The organism is Shouchella rhizosphaerae (genome assembly GCF_036700015.1).
Taxonomy (GTDB): Bacteria; Bacillota; Bacilli; order Bacillales; family Bacillaceae_D; genus Shouchella; species Shouchella rhizosphaerae.
This window is the reverse complement of sequence record NZ_CP144921.1, coordinates 3668518-3689548: the sequence shown is the minus strand read 5'-3', so window position 1 is coordinate 3689548 and position 21031 is coordinate 3668518. Positions and strand designations below refer to the sequence as shown.

Genomic DNA, 21031 nt, shown 5'->3' with positions numbered 1-21031 from the left:
ATTAATAATGATTCCAATCTGCAAATGAATATCATTTATCATGTTGGAATTATTCTAAAAAGAGGCCAAAACCCATTTCATTAATATTGGCGATACGTATGCTTCGAACACAGAAGCGACAGTAACAAATGCGCCAACAATTAAAACGAGTGTCGTGTACCGGAAAAAAGGAGGAAAAATCGGCTCTTTTAGCCCTTTAGCAAACGTTTGCTTGATTAAACGCAAGCAAAACGACACACTCGCTGTGCCAACGACAATAAAGGCAGGAACCAACACCACATTCTGTGGCAAGACAGACACAAACGCAAGCAGAAATCCTTGTGCGCCCATTTGGTTCACCAAAAACCCGACTGTAAAGCCAATAACGAGGCCTTTGACAAAAATAAGCACAAAGATGGCCGGCAATCCAATTAATGAAATGCCAAGGATCCACATTAAACCGATATATTTGCCATAATGAGTAAAACTGTGGACAAACAACTCACTTGGCGATGTGACCACAGAACCATTTTTCATTTCATTAAAAAATTGACTTAAATATGTAAACAAGTCGTGCCGCTGCGATAAACTGAGGCTGTTAACGACAATTGCGCCGAAAACAATGCCAATTAGAAATAGAACGATTGTAAAAATATAAATCGACCGGTTGTTATCTACATGTCTAGCAATCGCTTCATAGACACGATTTGGATTGTTCATAGCCTGTCCCCTCCTGCTCTACTTTATGAGCAGCAAAAGCAGGCTATGACTGTTTAGCGGCGATTTTTTAATTTCCAGTATTGCAAAGCGTAACTAGTTTTCGCATCATGAATCCGCCCTTCTTGCTCAAGCCGGTCACACTCCATTTCGGTCAACTCGAGCACGCGGACGAATTCCCCCTCGTCAAGGCGTTGATCGCCTTTTTTTAGCCCTGTAGCTTCATATACATAAACAAGCTCATCTGCAAAGCCTGGCGATGTATAAAATGACGTGATCAATGTGAGCGCCTCGGCTTGGTAGCCTGTTTCCTCAACGAGTTCACGCCTAGCTGTTTTTTCGGGTGCTTCACCAGGTTCCATTTTGCCAGCTGGGATTTCAATAATCGCCTTTTCGAGTGCTTTACGGTATTGCTCCACTAGCACCATTTTGCCATCTTCGGTAATGGCGACTACAGCTACTGCGCCCGGATGGCGCACCAACTCCCGCTTTGCGATGGTTCCGTCTGGAAGTTTGACGTCCTCTACATCAAGCTGAATCAACTTTCCTTTATGAATCGTTTGCTTAGCAATCGTTTGTTCAGTCAACTCTTTCATTTGGTACCCACCTTGTCATCTTTGATGTATGTAGCGCATAAAAGTGTATCATACTTGAACGGGAGGTGCTTTTATGAAACGATACCATCGCGAAAATAGCATCATACTCATTGGGCAAAAGTGGGAAGTGCTTACTGCTTTAAAACAGGCTGCTAAAACATTTGACACTGTCGCCGCTTGGCATTCAGCGTGGAAGCCCGTAGAAAAAAACAGTCCTCCTCTAAAGCGAATAAAATAGTTTAGAGAAGTTCCTGCAATTTGTTATCAAGCATCTCTTTCGTTACTTCGCCAACGAGCACGTCTGTGACAACGTTGTTTTGATCAATAATGTAAGTCGTGGGCAATGATGAAGGCTTAAACGCTTGCATAAATGCCCCTTCCGAATCAAAGAATACCGGCAGCGTCAAGCCTTGCTCTTCGATAAACTCGATCGCATCTTCAGGGCGCAATTCTTTTGACTGGCTGTTGACAGTGATGACAGACACTCCTTTATTTCGATAGTCCTCTGCCACTTCCATCAATGCCGGCATCTCCCGTATACACGGTTCGCACCATGATGCCCACACATTTAAGACGAGCACGCCGTCTTGGTAATCGCTAAAAGAAGCACTTGCGCCCTTATATACGTCAAGCTCCATGTCCAATAAATGATCCCCTGCCTGTACCGGTTTTGATTCTCCATTAAATTGCCACACAAAAAACACAATTGCTACGCATGCTCCAACAAGCACAGCCAATGTCCAGCTCCGTTTTTTCATTGATGCGGTTGCCCCTTTCCGATTGGCCAAAAGTTTGCTAGAATGAAACAGTTCGATTTATATCAAACTAATAAGCAGAAGGGAATTCACTTATGAGTTTACTAGAAGCAGTCATCCTTGGTCTTGTTCAAGGAATTACAGAGTTTTTGCCGATTTCAAGTTCCGCCCATCTCATTCTTGTCCAAGCATTGTTCGGCATGACATTTGCCGGCTTTAGCTTTGAAATTCTTCTTCATCTCGCTTCTGTTCTTGCGGTTATTCTTTACTACCGCCATGATTTGATTGAGATTATTCGCGGTTTTTTTGCCTATTTCACAAAGCGAACACCGCAAAATAAAGCGATGTTTTGGTTTGCTATTTATTTAGTTGTCGCCACAGGCATTACAGGTGTTGCCGGTATTTTGTTCGAAGATTACATAAGCGAAACGTTTAAAGCACCTATCTTTATTGCCTTAGCACTTGCGGTCACCGGTCTATTCTTAATCATTATAGAACGTTTTGTCCGCCACGGAAACCGAACAGAAAAAGAAATGACGATTTGGGATTCAATTATCGTGGGGCTTGGCCAATGCCTAGCGCTCATTCCTGGGCTTTCACGCTCTGGAACGACGTTAATTGTCGGCATGTTTGCTGGTCTGACAAAGGAAACAGCTGTCCGCTTTTCCTTTTTGCTGTCCATCCCGGTTATTTTAGGGTCTTCCGTGTTGGCAATTGATGATTTGATTTCAGGGGATTTGCTCGCGAGCACAGGCTTATTTGAGCTTGCTGCTTCCTTTGTTGTCACGTTTATTGCCTCTTGGCTTGGGATTGTCTTTTTCTTGAACCTTGTCCGCAAAAGCAAACTTGTCTATTTTGCCGTCTATTGTTTCATCGTCGCCATACTCGTCTTTATTTTCCAAGATGCATTGGGACATGCAGACATTTAAATTTTGTAAGACACACCATAAAACGAGTTGGGCTATGCCCAACTCGTTTGTTTTTTAGTTCGCGCTGTTAAGTGCTTCGATAAATGCTTTGCCTCCTGCTTCTACGCCGCCTTTATAACGGTGGACGCTACCGCCGAGATTGATAATGACATCTTCGCCAAAATCTTGGCGGACAGTGGCAATCGTTTGAAAATCAATGCCAGCAGAAGGAATTGGAAAGGCACGCTTCATTTGAGTCGTCATTGTCAGCTGGTCTTTTACCCGTTGCGCTTCTTCTGGATTTATGCCGATCCTGCCATAAGGAGAAGGAAATAGAACGGCGTCTGCCCCTGCCATGCGCAGCAGCTTTCCTAACAAAAGACGAGAGGCTATGCCATGTTGTTTGGAGCGTGTCATCATTCCCGTCAGTGAGGAATGGGCAAAAATCGGTACGTCAATTTCTGGATCTTCACGAAGGCCTTGGAGCACATCAATCCCATACGCATATACATTTAGCATCAGTGCCGGCGCTCCTAAGCCAATTGCCTCTCTTGCCCGCTCTTTTAACTCAAATGTTTTGCCAGTAAGATTGACGACATACAGCGGCGTTCGCCCTGTCCGTTCTGCTGCTTCGGCGATTGCGGCTAACCCAGCGGGCACCCGTTGTTCATAAGGCGTCCAATTGTGTTCGAATAGCCGCTCATCATCTTGAATAATGTCAATGCCGCCATAGCTATGGGCGAGCATTTGTTCATGGAAGGAATCAATTGAACGGCCAATCGCCCCTTTTGCAACGCTCATCGCAAGCGGGCGCCCTTCTACTTCCACGAGATCACGGATTCCCTCAATGCCATAGAGCGGTCCTGGAAATCTCTCCACTAAGTCGTTTGAAAACTGCAAATCAAGCAGTTTTACATTCGGTTCGTAAGACAACCGGCCATATGTCGTTGTTAAAATGGAGGGAAAGTCTGGCACTTCATAGGCAACGGGGAATGAAATCGTCACAATGCTGCCTTCCCCGTAAGAGGGGTCCTCGTTAATGGAAACGACTTTTCCTTTATAAGCAAAGCTTTCTTGTTTCTCAGCTTCAGGCATTTCTTGCCAAGGCTTAGCCGTGAGCCCAGTGGCCATTTTCTCTGCTTTTTCCTCAATAAATTCATTTGAATCACTTACATAGTACACCGCATTTATTTGTGCCACAGCCAAACCTCCTCATCGACAAGATGATTTTTATATCAACATTACAAATAAAGCGCTACCATGTCAAGAACGCTGCTCAGGCCAAGCAGCGTCCAGATTGAAGCAATTGCATCTTTCGTTGTTCATAAACACCTGGTTTGGTCAACCTTCAATCGGTTCACAAGCGTTTCCTATCAGCCTGGATCATTTTTTAATGGGCGTCTTCCTTTGCTTTTCGTTTTAAATATTTCTCTCGCCGCTTCTTCATCGCTTTTGTAATGTAGCCGCCTTTAAAATTGCGTGGTTCAAACGAGACGATAAACGCTTGCGGCTCATATTCTGACACAATTTTAATAAACTCCTTCTCCCTATCCCTGCGCGCCGTGCAGTCAAGGCGGCATCGCGTTGACGCCATACCTTCGACGGAAGAACTGGAAACACTAAAACCCATTTCCCTAAGGCGGTTAATCAATGGTTGGTTTTTTTGTGGGATATTTACTTCAATGCTCACATAGCCGATTGCCAGTTTTTCTTCGATTACTGCGCCAATATATAGCCCTATGCCAAAGCCAAGCGCATAAGCAGCCATATTGTAATAATTCGATAAGTCGCTAAACACAATGCCAAGGGCAACTACATATATAACCCCTTCAAGCATGCCCATTGCCGCAGCCTTTTGCTTTAGCCCTTTAACCATCATGATTGTCCGCAATGTTAAAATCGGCACATAAATCAACTGGGCAAAAAAGATAATAAGCGCTTGTAAAACCAACTCCTTCACCTCGCCTCTGTTCCAGATCAATCAAAGGGTAGTTTACCAGGTTCCTTTGGCGAACGCTAGCTAAAATATGCCTAAAACAGCTGGAAAGTCTAGTATAAAAAAACGCGCAGACTCTAAGCGCCCACGCGTTTCTTCCCTATTATTTGGCTCTTATTGTAAAAAGCGCTGTTTTTCCAGCCATCGCTTCGCTGTTTTGTTGTTTTTCAAGCGAATAACGATCTGGGTTGGTTAGCACAACTGGCGTAATCGTGTGCGCAGCTTTTTCTTTGACAAGCTCTACGTCAAAGTCAATGATCGGGTCGCCGACGGAAATGGTATCGCCTTCTTTTACATGGGCAGTAAATCCTTCTCCATTCATCGCCACTGTTTCAAGGCCAATATGGATGAGCAATTCTGCCCCAGATGCCGTTTCAATTCCAAAAGCGTGCTTTGTCGGAAACACTTGGACAATCTTTCCACTAACAGGCGCGACAATATGCCCATCCGTCGGCTCAACAGCCAATCCATCGCCAATCATTTTTTGACCGAATGTTGGGTCAGGCACTTCTTCTATTGGGACAACTTTTCCATTCACCGGCGCGGTAATGGTTTCCTCCGCTGGCGCTGTCTCTTTCTTTCCAAATAGTTTTTTAAACATATGACCACTCCTTACTGTCGATAAGCGTCACACTCATCTCATTTATTATTGTAATAATCCTGTTTGCACCCTGTCAAATTTCGACTCACTCTTCCTTTCCCTTGCAACAGCTAAGAACAGCAGCCGCTAGGCTTTACTAACAGGTTAGTTTTTAAAAATAGGGAGCCGCCCACGCACTTTTCCGCTTATTTGCATAAGCTGTCGTGAACAAAAAATAGATGGGGTGATTCGATTGAGTTTTAAACATGACGGCGGTTTTGCTTTTATTGTGGTGTTATTCATTCTTCTCGTGATTGTAGGCTCTGCTTACATCTGTTGTTAAAAAAAACACAAAAAACAGGCACAAGTTCGCCTGTTTTTTGTTTGCCCGCTGGCTTTATTGGCAACAACAAAATAGAGCACCTAACAATGCAAAAACAAGCAGTTTTCTTTTGCGCGTAGATATGGTAAAGTATGTTTGTTTTTAAGACGATACGTGTATATAGTACATAAATATATTGAGCAGGCGGGATGAAGAATTGGCACAACATACACTTGATACAATTAAAAGAATGGAAGAACAGTTTGTTGACCGCATTGCCGAAAACATGCGGACGTATGGCGTTTCTACTACGGTAGGGCGTGTGCTCGGCATCATTTATATGAACCGGAAGCCAATGACGCTTGAAGCTCTTTCCGATGAAACCGGTATGAGTAAAACGCGGATGAGCCAAGTTGTACGGGAAATGCTGTCTTTAAATGTTGCCCATAAAGTGTTTGAAAAAGGCGTCCGCAAAGATTTATATGATGTCGAAAAAGATTACTACCAAACGTTCATTTCCATTTTCGTCGCGAATTGGCAAGCTGTGATTGCTAAAAACCGAGCAGTTGGAAAAAGAATTCAAAATGAGGTTAGACGGTTTATGGAGGGAGAAGCAGACAACTTGTCCGCTGACGAAATGGAGCAATTAAACCATTTGTTAAAAGAAACGGAGCAGTGGCTCCATTATTACAAATGGTTAGACGATCTTGTTGATTTTTTTGAGAGCGGCGATGTATTTCACCATGTACCCAAGCCAGACTAAACACTCCTTGCGTTAGACCCACATCCCATCATCAGATTCACCTTCAGTAAACGTTTTTCCATTGCGTGCCTTCGCTTATAGCGGGCACGCCGTCCAACTATGCAATTCCATTGCGACGCGGCCATCCTGTGAAAACGTAACCCCTTCTTCCAATAGCCGTTCCTTTTGTGTTTTCCCATTAAACAAAAGGCCTGAGGCCAACTCGCCGTTTTGCTTTACGACACGGTGCGCCGGGACATCAGGCGGCGATTGCCGCATCGCCCAGCCAACCACTCGCGCATGCCGGGGTGCATGCAAATAGCGAGCAATTTGCCCATAAGAAGCGACTTCCCCCCGGGGAATACGGCGAACGGCCGTATAAACATGTTCAAAGAAGGCATCCATCATTTTCCCCTCCTCTCGCTTTTTATTATTGGCAAAAACACGACCTGTTTTTTTATAAAAAAGGCCAATCGAAATAAACAATAGCCTGCAGCCCCACCCGCAGTATTTAAGAGGATGTCATCAATGTCAGCTACACGATGGGTAAAGGCTAGCTGGCATAGCTCAATCGAACTGGAGACTAAAAAGCTGGCAATCACTGTCTTTCCTATTTGTCGGCAGCACCGAACTGACAAAGGCAACAAACACCCAAATGGGACAAACAGTAATACGTTCCCGCCAAGTATAAAAAGGGGATCACGAATTGTAGAGCTAAAAAAGCCAATGCGATATATACTGCGGAATGGGATGTAGTTATAATTACGCCCGGCCAACTCACTAGGTTCAAACGAAGATCCATAATTCCATGCAACCAGTGTGATGTAAAACAGTACTGCCATATAAGCAGCGAACAGTAACCGCCCTAACATTCGGACATTCACGATCAAAGCCTCCCCTCCATCCACTTATATGCAGAGCTTGGACAGCCCATGAATGGAGTGGGAAAAACAACTTCGTTCAACTAGTGAAAAAGCGAAAAATATGATCGTTCATTCCTGGAAGGTGCTCATGGCCAAAATCAGGATAGAGCTCATACGATTTTTTAGCCTTTATTTTATTATAAGCAGCAAATTGGGTAGACGGCGGGCATTCTGTATCCATTAAACCAACTCCCATTAGGACATCTCCTTGAATCCGGTCAGCAAGATGCTGGACATCGATGTAGCCAAGGCGTTCAAAAATTTCGCCATGGCGTTTATGTTGCGGATCGTATGAACGGAAATAATCAGCCAATTCTTTATACGAACGAACCGCTAAATCCATTTGCCACACTCGCTTGTAATCGCTTAAAAACGGGTATACTGGAGCAAGACGCTTGATTTCAGGAACAAGGGCAGCACAGGCAAGCGTTAAGGCGCCCCCTTGCGACCACCCTGTGGCCATAAGCCGTGTTTTATCGATGTGAGGCAATGTTTTAGCAGCACGAACCAATTGGACGGTGTCCAAGAAAACGCTGCGGTAAAAAAGCGCGTCTGGCCCGGCATCGAGGCCGCGAATAATGTGGCCCCTATATGTATTCCCCCTTACGCCCCCAGGATCCTCTGAAGTTCCACCTTGTCCACGCACGTCCATATAGAAAACAGAAAAACCCGCCGCTACATAATTTAACAAGCTGCTCCATTCGGCTGAACGCCCCCCATACCCATGGAACATAAAAACTGCTGGCGTCTTCTCCCCTGCTTTTGGCTGTACGTATTTCGCATGGATTTTTGCATTTCCAGCGCTTCGATAATAGAAATGGTAACAGTTTGCAAACGAACACTGGAAAGAAGATTCGACTAGAGTGACTTCGGGATCAATCGCTTCAATTTCCGTTTTGGCCCGGTTCCAGTATTGGTCAAAATCTGCTGGTTTAGGGTTTATTCCTTCATAAGCTAACAACTCGCGCAACGGCATATCGACTAATGGCATAAGCGTCCCTTCCCTTTTTCGTTTTATGTATAGTATACCAATTTTCAAAGGGTTCAAAAAGCGTGACCCACACTCGTATTCGTACACAAAAAGCAAACCAAGGGCAGGAGGCTAGACTGTGACCTTAACCTGCATGCACTTGCTTTGCTTCCGTTTCGCTGGCACAAGCACTCCAAATGAGCGCTTTACTGAGCGAAATACTCACGATTCATCAATTTGAATGTTGTATGCCTTCATCCAGTAATCGATTTGGACAAAATGGGCAAGGAGTTGTGGCCCTGCCATTAATTGGCCAAAATAAGGTTTCCCTGTGTCGAAACCACCTTTATCTGCAATTTCTTTAAGGCGATCGCGGTTAATAAAAGTGAACAATGGTGCGTCCTTTTGGCGAACGACTTCCTGGATCGCCTTTGTTACGGCCGCCGTATATAAAGGATGATGGGTTTTCGGGTAAGGGCTTTTTTTCCGGAAGAGTACATCGTCAGGGAGCAATCCTTGCAATGCTTTGCGTAGTATCCCCTTTTCTCTGCCCCCATATGTTTTCATCTCCCAAGGAATGTTCCACACATACTCGACTAAGCGATGGTCTGAAAAAGGAACCCTGACTTCAAGGGAAGCGCCCATACTCATCCGGTCTTTGCGGTCTAGCAAGTTTGTCATAAACCAAATCATATTTAAGTAAGAAATTTCCCTCCGCCTAGCTTCCTCAGGAGAATCTCCGTCAAACCGCGGCGTTTCTTGAATCGTTTCTTTATAACGATCATACACGTATTCCTGGAGATTAAGGCGTTTCTGCCAATCAGGCTGCAACAATTGAATCCGTTCATCAAGCGAGCGCATCCAAGGAAAACCGTCTATGGCCATCACTTCTGCTTTATGGAACCATGGATAGCCACCGAATATTTCATCAGCGCACTCCCCGGACAAACCAACAGTCACATCATTTTTGATTTGCTTACAAAACCACAACAAGGATGAGTCGACGTCGGCCATTCCCGGTGTATCCCTTACAAGGACAGATTCTTTTAGCAAATTGGCCAGGACATCGTTGCCGATAATGCAATTTTTATGGTTGGTGCCGCAATGAGCTGCGACTTTTTCTACCCAATCGGCATCGGCATTTGGCTGAAAGGTACTTGCCTTAAAATATTTTTCATTTTCCTCATAGTCGATGGAATAACTAAAAATCGGAGCGTTCCCTTGCTTTTCGTAGATGCGTGCAGCGATTGCCGTTAACGCGCTAGAATCGACACCCCCTGACAAAAACATGCCAACGGGAACGTCAGCAAAAAGCTGGCGCTCAACAATATCTTCCAAAAGTTCACGAATGTGAGCAGCGGTTTCATGTGCCGTTTCTGTATGGATATTGCTTTGCAATTGCCAATAACGTTTTACTGCGGAACCATTTTTACTAAATTGCAAGTAATGGGCCGGACGCAACTCGACAATTCCTTTAAAAATACCGTGGCCTGGCGTCCGTGAAGGTGAAAGCCCCATCACGTCAGCTAATCCGCTACGGTCAACAACCGCTTCGATTTGCGAGTGGGCCAGCAACGCTTTAAGTTCTGATCCAAAGAGAAGCATGCCATCCTTTTCTGTATAAAATAGCGGCTTAACACCAAGGCGATCCCTTGCCATAAATAATGTTTGTTCTTGTTCATCCCAAACAGCAAACGCAAAAATGCCATTCAATTTTTCAAGGCATGCGGCTCCCCACTCCATATAAGCTTTAAGTAACACTTCTGTATCTGAATGGCCAGCAAATGTGTGCCCATGGGCAAGAAGTTCTTTGCGTAGCTCTTCTGTGTTGTATAGTTCACCATTGTACACGATTGTACATGTATTGCCTTTAGCAGTGCGGGTCATCGGCTGTTTGCCGCCCTCTGGATCAACAACGACAAGCCGCGCATGCCCGAACGCAGCGTGGTCGGACGTCCATGTTTCGAGCGCATCAGGGCCGCGCCGATTCAGCGTGTTTGCCATATTTTTCATCTGTTTCGTTTCCGTGCGTAGGTTTCTTTGCCAGTCAACCCACCCAGTAATGCCACACATCGATTCCATCAGCCCTTTCTAGGAAGTAAGTAAAACCTCAGCCTTACCTATCCCTTCACTCCTAACCTATCGTATTCAGCCCAAATCACAAAAGTGCTTCTTTTATGGCGCAATCTTTTGGACGAACGTCACAAAGATTAGGAAAAGAAACGCTTGCTACGAAGAGAAAGAACCTTTTAGCTTTTTGCCTTTTAAAAAGAGAAACGCCTTGTCAACATAATTGCTTCCGATTGGCACTAGAGCTAAATTACATCTGCTTTATCGTTTGTGGGCTTTCTCTCACCGTACACCGAGCCGCAGACAGAAAAAAAGAATTGACTTTCTTCGCAAGGCTCGATATAATCACTTCAATTCGATATGTACGGTGCAGTGATGACTGGGACCAGTAAAAGGCAGAATATGTAAGAGAGTTGGTTTCACCGGCTGAAAAAACCGACCATCCCTTCTGCGTTTGAAACCTACCCCACGACGCTGCTGGCAAAAACCAGCGTAGCATTCTGCGTTAAAGAATGGGAAAGTGGGCATAATCAATGCCAATGAAGGTGGTACCGCGGAGCTTTTTCCGTCCTTTTTGAGGATGGGAAAAGCTCTTTTTATTTGCTCGAACCTTTTTTCACCCCATGAACAATGCAAGCACCAGTAGAAAAAATGGCTATAGTAGGAGGTGCGGCCAATGGCCACAGGAACGATTGTCATTAAAATTGGCAGCAGCAGTTTAACAGATGGCAACGGCGCCTTAAGCACGGAACGGTTAAGAGGCCATGTCGAAGCCATATGCGAGCTGCGCCATCAAGGCATAAATGTGATTGTCGTGACGTCTGGCGCAGTCGCGGCTGGTTTTACGCTCATTGGCTATCACCAGCGGCCGAAATCCATTTCGCAAAAACAAGCGGCAGCAGCCGTTGGCCAAAGCTTGCTCATGCAAGCATATATGGATGCATTCCGCTTGCATGGCTACACAGCAGCGCAGCTGCTGTTAACACGAGCCGACTTTGCGGATCCAGCACGTTTTTCAAACATTTCACAAACATTGCGTGAACTCTTAAAGCGAGGTGCTATTCCAGTCATTAACGAAAACGACTCGACTTCAGTCGATGAACTGACGTTTGGCGACAATGACCGCTTGTCTGCCCTCGTTAGCGGCATCATTCACGCAGATATGCTCTGCTTGTATACCGATGTCAACGGTGTATATGACCAAAACCCAAACGACTCGCCTAACGCCAAAAAATACCATTACTTAGCAAGCGTACCTGAAGCATTGCTTGATCGGGTGAGCGCTGATACTTCTGCCGTTGGAACAGGAGGCATGAAGTCGAAGCTGCTTGCTGCGAAAACGGCGATTGAGCTTGGTACAAATGTATTTATCGGCAATGGCAAAGGAAGGGAAACGTTTACAGATGTTTTACTTGGTAAAGGCGATGGTACGTATCTCGGCCCCTTTACAAATAAAACGATGTCGACGACAAAACAATGGATTGTCTTCCATAGCGAACCGGCTGGAAGCATTGAAATCGACAGCGGCGCTTCAACCGCGTTGTTAAAAAGGGGCAAAAGCTTGCTGCCTGCAGGCGTACTCTCAGCTAAAGGCGATTTTTCAGCCGGCGACATCATTGAAGTGTTTTTCAACAACCGCCCCATCGGCAAGGGGAAAACCAACTTTAGCAAACATGAACTAGAGCTTATTAAAGGACTCAATAGCGAGGAAGCCTTGTCTCTAACAAAACGTTCAAAAAAAGCTGTTATTCACCGCGACTTTTGGGTGGCGACAAAAAAGGAGTGTTCTTATTAATGGCAACTGCAAAATTGATCTCACAAAAAGCAAAAGCGCATGCCCCATCCCTTTCACAAGCAACTACAGCAGAAAAAAACAACGTGCTTCAAGCGATGGCCCAACAACTAAAAGCAGACGCAGACGTATTGCTCCAAGCCAATCAATTGGATATTGCCAATGCTAAGAAAAACGGGCTTAGCGACCACTTAATTGACCGATTGTTGTTAACAAAAGCGCGAATTGACGCGATGGCCACAGCGATTGACCACTTAATTGAATTGCCTGATCCGATTGGCGCAGTAAAAGAGGAGATCAAACGGCCGAACGGGCTTGTTATCAAGGAAATGGTCGTACCGTTCGGTGTAGTGGGGATGATTTATGAAGCAAGGCCAAATGTGACCGTCGACGCTTGCACATTAGCAGTCAAAACGGGCAACGCTGTCGTCTTGCGTGGAAGCGCCAGCGCTCTCCACTCCAACAAAGCGATTGTCCGCACATTGAAAAAAGCATTTAAAAACTCGCCTATTCACCCTGACGTCATTCAATTACTGGAAGACACGTCGAAAGAGGAAGCGGCCAACATGATGCAGTTAAAATCAACGATTGACGTTCTGATCCCTCGCGGCGGGGCCAATTTAATTCAAACGGTGTTGCAGGAGGCGACCATTCCTGTTATTGAAACTGGCGTTGGCAACTGCCATGTGTATGTCGCTAGCTCTGCCGACCCTGATATGGCATTTGATATTGTCGTCAACGCTAAAACGCAACGCCCGTCTGTATGCAATGCATGCGAAACACTGCTTGTTGAACAATCGTTTGCAAAAGCTCATTTGCCAGCACTAGTCGAACGCTTGTCTGCAAAAGGGGTCTCACTTGTCGGCAATAAAGGAGCTTGCACCCTTGATCCACGCATTGCACAAGCAAATGAGGACGACTGGTCGACTGAATATTTGGATCTGCGCTTAGCCATTCGTGTTGTCGCTGATACAAATGAAGCGATTGCTCATATTAATCAATATGGGACAAAACATTCTGAAGCAATTATTACAGAATCATTGGCAGAACGGGACACCTTTTTCGCCACTGTCGATGCGGCTTGTGTATACCATAATGCCTCAACTCGTTTTACAGATGGGTTTGAATTTGGGTTTGGCGCTGAAATTGGCATTAGTACTCAAAAACTCCATGCGAGAGGGCCAATGGGCTTAAAAGCTTTAACGACGAGCAAATATGGCATTTACGGGGAAGGACAAGTGAAAGAATAGGAGGCTTATTCATGACACATCAGACAACCGTCGCCATTTTAGGCGCCGGTTCAATGGCTGAAGCGCTTATAGGCGGTATAGCCAAAACTAACGGCGGCAAAGCGCCCCACATCACCGTATTAAACGCGAACAACCGCAAACGTCTTAATCAGCTCCACGCTGCCTATGGCGTCCACGCGGCGCAATCCTATGAAGAGGCAGTTAAAGGCAAAGACGTTATTGTACTAGCAATCAAACCTCATAACGTCCAAGAAGTGGCCGATTCGCTTGTTTCACTGCTCAATCCGCAGAAACAGCTCGTTATATCCGTTGCGGCAGGCATCAAGCTTGAAACGCTAGAAAGCTGGCTGCCTGCGGATACAGCGGTGATACGAGCGATGCCGAATACGTCGGCCCATGTGCTTGCCTCGGCCACAACTTTGTCAATTGGCACTTACGCGACAGAGCGGCAACTTGCTTTCGCCAAGACGCTCTTTTCATCTATCGGCACAGTGACGGTTGTAGACGAACAACAAATGGATGCAGCCACTGGCATAGCTGGGAGCGGCCCTGCTTATATTTATTACGTCGCCGAAGCCATGCTTAATGCCGCCATTGCGGAAGGGCTTTCTCCAGCTGAGGCACGGGCATTGATTAACCAAACGATTGGCGGCGCCGCCAAACAGCTTTCCAATAGCAGCAAATCGCCTAAAGACCTTTATAAAGAAATCATGAGCCCAAATGGGACGACGGAAGCAGCGATTGCCCATTTAGATCATTCTTCCGCTCAAGAACTGTTTCAACAGGCGATTCATCAAGCTGTCAAGCGCTCCGCTGCGATTGGCGCTTCGTTTGAACGCGATCCCATTCATAAGCACCAATAAAGGAATTGCTGCTTCCCTTTTTTGATCGTTTGCTGGTACGATAGAAGAGCGCCTTTCTGAAAACGCGCTCTGATTCGCTGTACCAATTATTTAAGGGGAGAACCACAAATTGCTGAAAGACAAATTTGCGCTGGTTGTCAACCATAAGACGTTCCAAGCAACGATTATCATCCTGATTTTATTTAATGCAATCTTAGTTGGACTAGAAACGTATCCAAGTATTTATGAAACCAACCGCCATTTTTTCCACTTTCTGGACCGAATGTTGCTTTGGCTGTTTACGATTGAAATAGCAATGCGTTTTGCAGCAGAAGGGCGGTCTTTTTTTCGAAAAGGCTGGAATTGGTTTGACGTTGTCATTGTATTAGCTGGCCATGTATTTGTTGGTGGGCATTTTGTGACGGTGCTTCGCATTTTGCGCGTCCTTCGGGTCCTTCGTGCTGTATCCGTTGTCCCTTCTTTGCGGCGCCTCGTCGATGCCCTTATCATGACGATCCCATCACTCGCCAATATTCTCATTTTAATGGGGATTTTTCTTTATATTTTTGCAGTCATTGGCACAATGCTATTTAGCGAGCTATCCCCAGAGTACTTTGGAAATTTGCAGCGCACGATTTTAACGCTGTTCCAAATCGTTACACTTGACTCATGGTCGAGCGGCTTGATGAGACCACTCATGGAATTTAATCCGTGGGTTTGGATTTATTTTGTTTCCTTTGTATTAGTGGGTACGTTTATCATTTTCAATTTATTTATCGGCGTCATCGTCAATAATGTTGAAAAAGCCAATAAAGAAGAGGCCGACAATGCCCATTCACAAGAGCTAGAAACGATCCAACGGCAATTGGATGAGTTAAAAGAAATGCTTAAAAAAGAACGTTCGTCATAAAACAACCGAAGACCAGTTGGCACCAACTGGTCTTCATACATACGGCTATTGCTTTTGTCCGAAAAACTCCTCATAAAGCACGCGGACAGCTTGTTTAGTATCTTTTGAATGAATGCCGAACACAAGGCTAACTTCAGACGAGCCTTGGTTAATCATTTCGATGTTAACCCCCGCTTTTGCCAAAGCAGATGAAGCTCTAGCTGTTACACCTACTGTATTATGCATGCCTTCTCCAACGAGCATGACCATCGCAAAATCATGCTCAATGTGGACGTCGTCTACGTTAAGCTCCTCTTTAATACGCTCAATAATGGCGTTTTCCAACTGATCAGAAAGTTGCGTTTGCCGGATAATCACAGATGTATCATCAATTCCAGAAGGAATATGCTCATAAGAAATCCCTGCATCTTCTAAAATTTGCAATAGATGGCGACCAAATCCGACTTCGCGGTTCATTAAATATTTTCGTACATAAATGGTGGCAAACCCTTCATCGGAAGCAATGCCAATAATAGGATTAAGTGATCGCTCACGTTCCGCCAAAATTAATGTGCCACTGCATTTAGGATTGTTTGTATTTTTCACACATACAGGAATGTCGTTGCGGAAGGCCGGAATCAAGGCCTCATCATGGAAGACGGAAAAGCCCGCGTAAGAAAGTTCGCGCATTTCCCGATAAGTCATTCGTTTGATTTCAACTGGATCCTCAACGATAAATGGATTCGCAGCGTAAACAGAATCAACATCAGTGAAATTTTCATAAAGCTCGGCTTGAACAGCAGCGGCCAATATAGCCCCTGTAATGTCGGAGCCGCCTCTTGGGAAAGTAACAAGATTTCCTAATTTTGAGAATCCAAAAAAACCGGGAAACACGACGATTCCGTCCATTTCAGCCAACTTGGCAAGCGCCTCGTATGCTTCAGGCAACACTTGGGCATTCCCTGGTTCATCGCTAACAAGAAGTCCAGCATCTTTCGGGTTTATGTACGTAGCTTTTAGACCGATTTTGCTTAAATAAGCAGCAATGAGTTTTGCATTGTTGTCTTCTCCGCTAGCTTTCATTATATCAAGAAAGCGCCCTTTGCCCGCCACTGTTTGCTCAAGACGGTTTTTCAAATCTGCTTCAATTTCAGCGATCACATCGCGATTAAGCTCTAAATCGTTTGCTATCGATTCATACCTGTTCATCACAGCATTAAATGCTGCTTCTACTGGCTGATCTGCCACTTTAGCTTCGGCCAAGGCAATGAGCAAGTCTGTCATTTTTGCATCATCAGCGTAACGCTTTCCTGGTGCTGAAACAACCACGATCTTCCGTTTATTATCCGCTTTGATGATGGCAGCCACTTTTTTAATTTGCTCTGCATTTGCGACGGATGAACCGCCAAATTTTGCTACTTTCACGTTCTCTCCAGCCCCACTCTCTTTCTAAACTAAAAAACGTTTCAGACTGTAGACAAACGCTCGCATACTTCGTCGTTTGACAAGCGTTTTCTATCAGTCTGAGTGATTTTATCGACCTCAAACGCTTAAAAACGTTCGTTAATTATTCATAATACCATATTCAAAATATCGCTACAACTTAGGCCTGAAAAAAGGAGCCCTTTTTTCTATTCTGGCTCCTTCAACCCTCTTTATGGCTTGTACGCATCCTCTGATTCGGAATCGTCTTTCGTCCGTTCTTTCTCTCTGCGCTCCTCTTCCTCTTTTTCAATATCTTCAAGAGGCAATTCATCAAAGGGTTGTTCCACTTGGTCGCGGTTTCGCTGTTCTTTCCAATTTTCACTTGTTTCTTTCCCTTGTTTTCCCATGGACAAAACGCCTCCTTTGTCCATTATGTACCCGTTTTCATGCTAGAAAAAACCTACATAAACCAAGCAAACCAGAGAGGCCCACGCTTTGTAGCAAATTCGACAGCTGTACAGGATGATTCAGGGACATAGGTGGAGTCATTGGCAACTTCTCCGTATGTGGACTCGCCTATATTGTTTGTAAACCCAGCTTGGTCAAAGCAAGCAGGTGACGAGTAGGCATTTTTACTGTAATCAACGATCACGCGCTCACTATCCGACGGTCCGTACTCGACTTGAATCATAAACCCTAATGCAATAATAAGAATGCTTGCCGCGACTCCGAATAGCCAACGATATCGACGCATTGTTTTCCTCCTTCTCCTCAATCCATTTTTAGTCTACCTATTTTGGTTAACGGAAGCAAGGAAATTTGACAGGCGCGATTATGGAGACTTCACCAAACGTATTTTGTTAGATTTTCTTACATCAAAATGCACATCAATCGTTTTTGTGTGATATATTGTTACAAACAACATGGCGATTATCCATTACAGCGAGGTGGAATGGCGTGTCTTATAAAGATAAAAAAGTAATTACAATCGGCGTTGTAAGTGAACTTACCGGTCTTTCAGAACGAAAAATTCGCTATTACGAAGAACGGAAATTGCTGTTTCCTGAACGTTCAAAAGGAGGCACACGCAAATATTCTTTTCTTGATGTCGAACGATTGGTTGACATTGCCAATAAGATGGAAGACGGTATGCAAACATTCGAAATCCGAAAAATGGAACAAAAAGCATTGCGTAAACAGGAAGTCCGTGAGCGCATGTTAAGAGGCCAGCTGAACGCCGCCTTTAATATTCGTAAATGACCAGTTCTCCTTCACGGGGACTGGTTTTTTATTTCCTATACATTCCACGCATGAACAAGACGTTGCCAATAGAAACTAAAAAAAACAAAGGAGTGCTATTCATGGCAGTTAACATTGTCACTCGCACTGTCTGTTTGCTCATCTTCCTAGTGATGTTTTGTCCAAACACTATTTGCGATGCCGCCAATAAAGATGTCGCTATTATTATTGATGATTTTGGCGGCAATGTGAAAGGAGTAGACGCATTTTTACAAGGGGATATTCCCGTTACAGTTGCTATTATGCCGAATATGCCCTACACAACCGAGCAAGCAATTGCAGCACACGAGAACGGGTTAGAAGTGATCATTCACTTACCTCTTGAACCTAAAAGCGGCAAAGCTTCATGGCTCGGGCCAAATGGGATTACTGTGGATTTAAGCAACGAAGAAATTAATAAACGCTTACGCGAAGCTTACGAACAAATCCCCTATGCCGTTGGTTTAAACAACCATATGGGGTCAAAAGCAATGGAAGACAAACGGATTGTTGGTTTAATTGTGGAATTTGCCAAAACCAATGGGTTATACCTTGTTGACAGCAAGACCACCCCTCATTCCGTCATGCCAGAACTTGCTTTAAAAGCACAAATCCCTTGTTTTGAGAACAAGCTATTTTTAGACGATACGCTCTCCACTACCCAACAAGTACAGGCAAAAATGCAAACTTTCGCAGCAAAGGGAAACATGCATCAACACCCAATCGCCATTGGACATGTCGGAGTTAAAGGGGAACAAACTTATGCAGGCATTAAAGCTGGCCTGCCGCATTTGAAGAAACAAGGCTACAAGCTTGTTTTTCCATCTGCTTGGACAAATTCACAAATAGAACAGACTTTACAAAAAAGGAATGGTAACAAATGAAAAAACCTGCAATATGGGGAATCGCACTGGCTGCCCTTGCTATTGCTGGCATGGTTTTCACAAGCCAAGTCGAACAAAGCCAGCCACATACAGCCGTTTTTGATTCACATCAGCCTAAAAGCCGTGTCCACTCTACTTCCAAAGACCGGTTAATGGCAGAAGACTTGGCAAAAACAACAACGCTTTTTATCTCCTCCCTATCCGGGCAATTAGAAAAATGGGCCAATACCCAGGGAGAGAGCCTGACGGATGAATTTCAACAAGAATTAAATGAACACCCTTATATTTCCGGCTTTTCCGTTTTGGATAAAGGAGGTTCGCCGCTTTTAGCTGCCGGCACGCTCTCCACCATCGATACAAGCCTATTGATCCATCAAGATAACGGCATGCATTATTCGAATCCTTATAACAAAAACGGTAACACTTTTATGCTTATGGGCAAGGACAAAGATGACGGACAACGTATCATTGGGGAAATCGACCTCAGCTTTATCCAATCCTACCTGGCTAAAACAGCAGCGATCGCCGACAGTTCCGGAACGTTTTTTGTCAATGGAAGCGACCCAAATGTCCAATTCTCGTCCATTGATGAACTTCCAGACGAACTGGAAGCTCAGACAGTCCCTGGACTAGGATGGAATATTTACGTCAAATCTGACGACAATGTGGCCATCCAGTCCTTTCACGAAAACCAAGCAGTGGTGAAATTGCCGCCGCAAATAAATGGTAACGAATGGGCCCAAAAAAAGGGATACGAATTGCTAGCCGACAACCACCCTTTTTATATTGTGAAGGACAGTAATAAGGCGCTTCAGCGACTAATCGAAGATTTACAGCAAGACGAAACTGTGTTGTTTGCCGAACCGAACTATGCCTTTTCGAATCAAGTCCGCACAGTAGAAAAGAAAGTGGAGCCAAACGACGAATATTTCAAGCCATACCAATGGAACCTTAAACAAATTCACGCAGATGATGGCTGGAATTTCGCCAATGGCACTAATACAACAATTGCAATCATTGATACGGGTGTGGATCCTAATCATCCAGATTTAAAAGGGAAGCTCACAGAAGGGTACAACGCTATTGACGACAGTTCGGATTATAAAGACACAAACGGACACGGCAGCCACGTTGCTGGCATTGCCGCCGCTGTTACGAATAATATCGATGGCGTTGCTGGCGTATCTTGGCAAAGCAAAATCATGCCTATAAAAGTGCTTGACGAAAATGGCGAAGGCTCCTCTTATTCCGTTGCAAGGGGAATTTATTGGGCAGTCGACCACGGAGCGGACGTCATTAATATGAGCCTTGGCGATTATTATCACTCTGATCTTTTATATGAAGCAATCCAATATGCAGATAAACATGATGTTGTCATTGTTAGCGCCTCAGGTAACGATAACTCAGAAGAACCAATGTACCCTGCAGTATACCCGGAAGTCATCACCGTTGCTGCAGTAGACCAAGACCGCAACCGTTCTTTCTTCTCCAATTTTGGAGACCATGTCGATCTTGCTGCCCCTGGAGAAAATATTCCGAGCACATACAAAGACAACCAATATGCCGTATTGTCAGGAACATCAATGGCTTCTCCACACGTTGCCGGACTTGCCGCCTTATTGCGTTCAGCGAATCCAGACTTAAACAACGATCAAATTGGCGACATCATTCTTGGCGCATGCGATCAGCTTGGCGATGGCGACTATAACGTCTATTATGGCTACGGGGAAATGAATGTACAAGCTTCGCTTAACCAAAATCAGCCCCGATAGAAGACAGGTTGAAGGAAAATGGAAATACAGTGGTTTAAGCCAACGCTTTTATTTAGAAGCGTTGGCTTTCTTATGAAACGGCAAAATAACAGCCGTTTGCTTTTGCACATATTCACACAAATATCCTTGCTTTTTCCGTTTAAGAAATGTTTCCTTCCGAATTGGCCTTGGAGCAGACCAAGCGACTGAGTCTAAATTGCTCCATTTGTCATGAGTGATATACTCTTGCTTAAAGTAATACTCATGTCCTGAAGAAAATTGCTCGCAAATGTATTTAACTGTTTGTTTTGAATGCATGGCCAAACCCCTTTCTTACTATAAGTTTTGGCCAAATTCTTCAC

Annotated in this window: 25 protein-coding genes; 11 read left to right on the top strand and 14 right to left on the bottom strand. The window is 44.7% G+C overall.

Annotated features, from left to right (window positions below):
- Nucleotides 1-54: 54 nt before the first annotated feature.
- Both spoIIM and V5G21_RS18340 read right to left on the bottom strand, forming a co-directional pair.
- Entirely contained in the window at nucleotides 55-699 is a 645-nt protein-coding gene (gene spoIIM, locus V5G21_RS18345; RefSeq protein WP_011246622.1) for a stage II sporulation protein M, read from the bottom strand.
- 53 nt (nucleotides 700-752) lie between these two features.
- Nucleotides 753-1292, bottom strand: a complete 540-nt coding sequence (locus tag V5G21_RS18340) for an NUDIX domain-containing protein (RefSeq protein WP_011246621.1) — start codon at nucleotides 1290-1292, stop codon at nucleotides 753-755.
- A gap of 73 nt (nucleotides 1293-1365) precedes the next feature.
- On the opposite strand from V5G21_RS18340, the gene mciZ reads away from it, so the two are divergent.
- Nucleotides 1366-1530, top strand: a complete 165-nt coding sequence (gene mciZ / locus V5G21_RS18335) for a Z-ring formation inhibitor MciZ (RefSeq protein WP_081427599.1) — start codon at nucleotides 1366-1368, stop codon at nucleotides 1528-1530.
- 1 nt (nucleotide 1531) lies between these two features.
- Here the strand turns inward: mciZ and V5G21_RS18330 are convergent, their stop codons facing one another.
- On the bottom strand, nucleotides 1532-2050 hold the full coding sequence (locus V5G21_RS18330; RefSeq protein WP_011246620.1) for a TlpA family protein disulfide reductase: 519 nt from the start codon (nucleotides 2048-2050) through the stop codon (nucleotides 1532-1534).
- A 92-nt stretch (nucleotides 2051-2142) separates the two neighbouring features.
- Here V5G21_RS18330 and V5G21_RS18325 point away from each other — a divergent pair, with 92 nt between their 5' ends.
- Nucleotides 2143-2976 (top strand): undecaprenyl-diphosphate phosphatase, encoded by an 834-nt coding sequence (locus V5G21_RS18325; RefSeq protein ID WP_011246619.1) that lies wholly within the window; start codon nucleotides 2143-2145, stop codon nucleotides 2974-2976.
- 54 nt (nucleotides 2977-3030) lie between these two features.
- On the opposite strand, the gene V5G21_RS18320 is transcribed toward V5G21_RS18325, so the two are convergent.
- From V5G21_RS18320 to V5G21_RS18310, 3 genes are all read right to left on the bottom strand, one after another.
- Nucleotides 3031-4155, bottom strand: a complete 1125-nt coding sequence (locus tag V5G21_RS18320; protein WP_011246618.1) for a 2,3-diketo-5-methylthiopentyl-1-phosphate enolase — start codon at nucleotides 4153-4155, stop codon at nucleotides 3031-3033.
- 190 nt (nucleotides 4156-4345) lie between these two features.
- Nucleotides 4346-4906, bottom strand: coding sequence for a DUF2179 domain-containing protein (locus tag V5G21_RS18315; protein WP_011246617.1), 561 nt, complete (start codon nucleotides 4904-4906; stop codon nucleotides 4346-4348).
- 148 nt (nucleotides 4907-5054) lie between these two features.
- Nucleotides 5055-5552 (bottom strand): PTS sugar transporter subunit IIA, encoded by a 498-nt coding sequence (locus V5G21_RS18310; protein ID WP_011246616.1) that lies wholly within the window; start codon nucleotides 5550-5552, stop codon nucleotides 5055-5057.
- A 223-nt stretch (nucleotides 5553-5775) separates the two neighbouring features.
- Between V5G21_RS18310 and V5G21_RS21485 the strand changes: the two genes are divergently transcribed.
- Together V5G21_RS21485 and V5G21_RS18305 are read left to right on the top strand one after the other, a co-directional pair.
- On the top strand, nucleotides 5776-5874 hold the full coding sequence (locus tag V5G21_RS21485) for a YjcZ family sporulation protein (protein ID WP_073304043.1): 99 nt from the start codon (nucleotides 5776-5778) through the stop codon (nucleotides 5872-5874).
- 196 nt (nucleotides 5875-6070) lie between these two features.
- Nucleotides 6071-6616 carry a GbsR/MarR family transcriptional regulator gene (locus V5G21_RS18305; protein ID WP_011246615.1) on the top strand — a complete coding sequence of 182 codons (546 nt, stop codon included), beginning with the start codon at nucleotides 6071-6073 and terminating at the stop codon, nucleotides 6614-6616.
- Between the two features lie 75 nt (nucleotides 6617-6691).
- On the opposite strand, the gene V5G21_RS18300 is transcribed toward V5G21_RS18305, so the two are convergent.
- The 4 genes from V5G21_RS18300 to asnB form a co-directional block, all read right to left on the bottom strand.
- On the bottom strand, nucleotides 6692-7003 hold the full coding sequence (locus tag V5G21_RS18300; RefSeq protein WP_011246614.1) for an MGMT family protein: 312 nt from the start codon (nucleotides 7001-7003) through the stop codon (nucleotides 6692-6694).
- Nucleotides 7000-7479: a VanZ family protein gene (locus V5G21_RS18295; RefSeq protein ID WP_244835542.1), complete on the bottom strand. Its 480-nt coding sequence runs from the start codon at nucleotides 7477-7479 to the stop codon at nucleotides 7000-7002. The genes V5G21_RS18300 and V5G21_RS18295 overlap by 4 nt, the downstream gene beginning before the upstream one ends.
- Nucleotides 7480-7555: 76 nt before the next feature.
- Nucleotides 7556-8509, bottom strand: coding sequence for an acetylxylan esterase (locus V5G21_RS18290; RefSeq protein ID WP_011246612.1), 954 nt, complete (start codon nucleotides 8507-8509; stop codon nucleotides 7556-7558).
- Nucleotides 8510-8710: 201 nt separating this feature from the next.
- Nucleotides 8711-10561: an asparagine synthase (glutamine-hydrolyzing) gene (gene asnB / locus V5G21_RS18285; RefSeq protein ID WP_011246611.1), complete on the bottom strand. Its 1851-nt coding sequence runs from the start codon at nucleotides 10559-10561 to the stop codon at nucleotides 8711-8713.
- Nucleotides 10562-11234: 673 nt separating this feature from the next.
- Here asnB and proB point away from each other — a divergent pair.
- The 4 genes from proB to V5G21_RS18265 all read left to right on the top strand — a co-directional run bounded on the left by proB (nucleotide 11235) and on the right by V5G21_RS18265 (nucleotide 15352).
- Nucleotides 11235-12353, top strand: a complete 1119-nt coding sequence (gene proB / locus V5G21_RS18280) for a glutamate 5-kinase (protein ID WP_011246610.1) — start codon at nucleotides 11235-11237, stop codon at nucleotides 12351-12353.
- Complete coding sequence (locus tag V5G21_RS18275) at nucleotides 12353-13600, top strand: glutamate-5-semialdehyde dehydrogenase (RefSeq protein WP_338465000.1); 1248 nt, start codon at nucleotides 12353-12355, stop codon at nucleotides 13598-13600. Before proB ends, V5G21_RS18275 begins: the two co-directional genes overlap by 1 nt.
- A gap of 11 nt (nucleotides 13601-13611) precedes the next feature.
- A complete protein-coding gene (proC, locus tag V5G21_RS18270; protein WP_095254695.1) occupies nucleotides 13612-14463 on the top strand; it encodes a pyrroline-5-carboxylate reductase in 852 nt (283 codons plus the stop codon).
- A 109-nt stretch (nucleotides 14464-14572) separates the two neighbouring features.
- Nucleotides 14573-15352, top strand: a complete 780-nt coding sequence (locus V5G21_RS18265; protein ID WP_011246607.1) for an ion transporter — start codon at nucleotides 14573-14575, stop codon at nucleotides 15350-15352.
- Nucleotides 15353-15397: 45 nt separating this feature from the next.
- Here the strand turns inward: V5G21_RS18265 and V5G21_RS18260 are convergent, their stop codons facing one another.
- The 3 genes from V5G21_RS18260 to V5G21_RS18250 all read right to left on the bottom strand — a co-directional run bounded on the left by V5G21_RS18260 (nucleotide 15398) and on the right by V5G21_RS18250 (nucleotide 17510).
- Nucleotides 15398-16756, bottom strand: a complete 1359-nt coding sequence (locus tag V5G21_RS18260) for an aspartate kinase (RefSeq protein WP_035204049.1) — start codon at nucleotides 16754-16756, stop codon at nucleotides 15398-15400.
- A 230-nt stretch (nucleotides 16757-16986) separates the two neighbouring features.
- The gene (locus V5G21_RS18255) at nucleotides 16987-17163 is read right to left on the bottom strand and encodes a hypothetical protein (protein WP_169024142.1); all 177 of its coding nucleotides are present in this window, start codon (nucleotides 17161-17163) and stop codon (nucleotides 16987-16989) included.
- 53 nt (nucleotides 17164-17216) lie between these two features.
- Nucleotides 17217-17510, bottom strand: a complete 294-nt coding sequence (locus tag V5G21_RS18250; RefSeq protein WP_035204047.1) for a hypothetical protein — start codon at nucleotides 17508-17510, stop codon at nucleotides 17217-17219.
- A 203-nt stretch (nucleotides 17511-17713) separates the two neighbouring features.
- Here V5G21_RS18250 and V5G21_RS18245 point away from each other — a divergent pair, with 203 nt between their 5' ends.
- From V5G21_RS18245 to V5G21_RS18235, 3 genes are all read left to right on the top strand, one after another.
- Entirely contained in the window at nucleotides 17714-18016 is a 303-nt protein-coding gene (locus V5G21_RS18245; RefSeq protein WP_011246603.1) for a MerR family transcriptional regulator, read from the top strand.
- A 101-nt stretch (nucleotides 18017-18117) separates the two neighbouring features.
- A complete protein-coding gene (locus V5G21_RS18240) occupies nucleotides 18118-18918 on the top strand; it encodes a divergent polysaccharide deacetylase family protein (RefSeq protein ID WP_073304039.1) in 801 nt (266 codons plus the stop codon).
- Nucleotides 18915-20690, top strand: a complete 1776-nt coding sequence (locus V5G21_RS18235; RefSeq protein ID WP_073304037.1) for a S8 family peptidase — start codon at nucleotides 18915-18917, stop codon at nucleotides 20688-20690. Before V5G21_RS18240 ends, V5G21_RS18235 begins: the two co-directional genes overlap by 4 nt.
- Before the next feature lie 48 nt (nucleotides 20691-20738).
- On the opposite strand, the gene V5G21_RS18230 is transcribed toward V5G21_RS18235, so the two are convergent.
- Nucleotides 20739-20987: a hypothetical protein gene (locus V5G21_RS18230; RefSeq protein WP_011246600.1), complete on the bottom strand. Its 249-nt coding sequence runs from the start codon at nucleotides 20985-20987 to the stop codon at nucleotides 20739-20741.
- Between the last annotated feature and the right edge of the window lie 44 nt (nucleotides 20988-21031).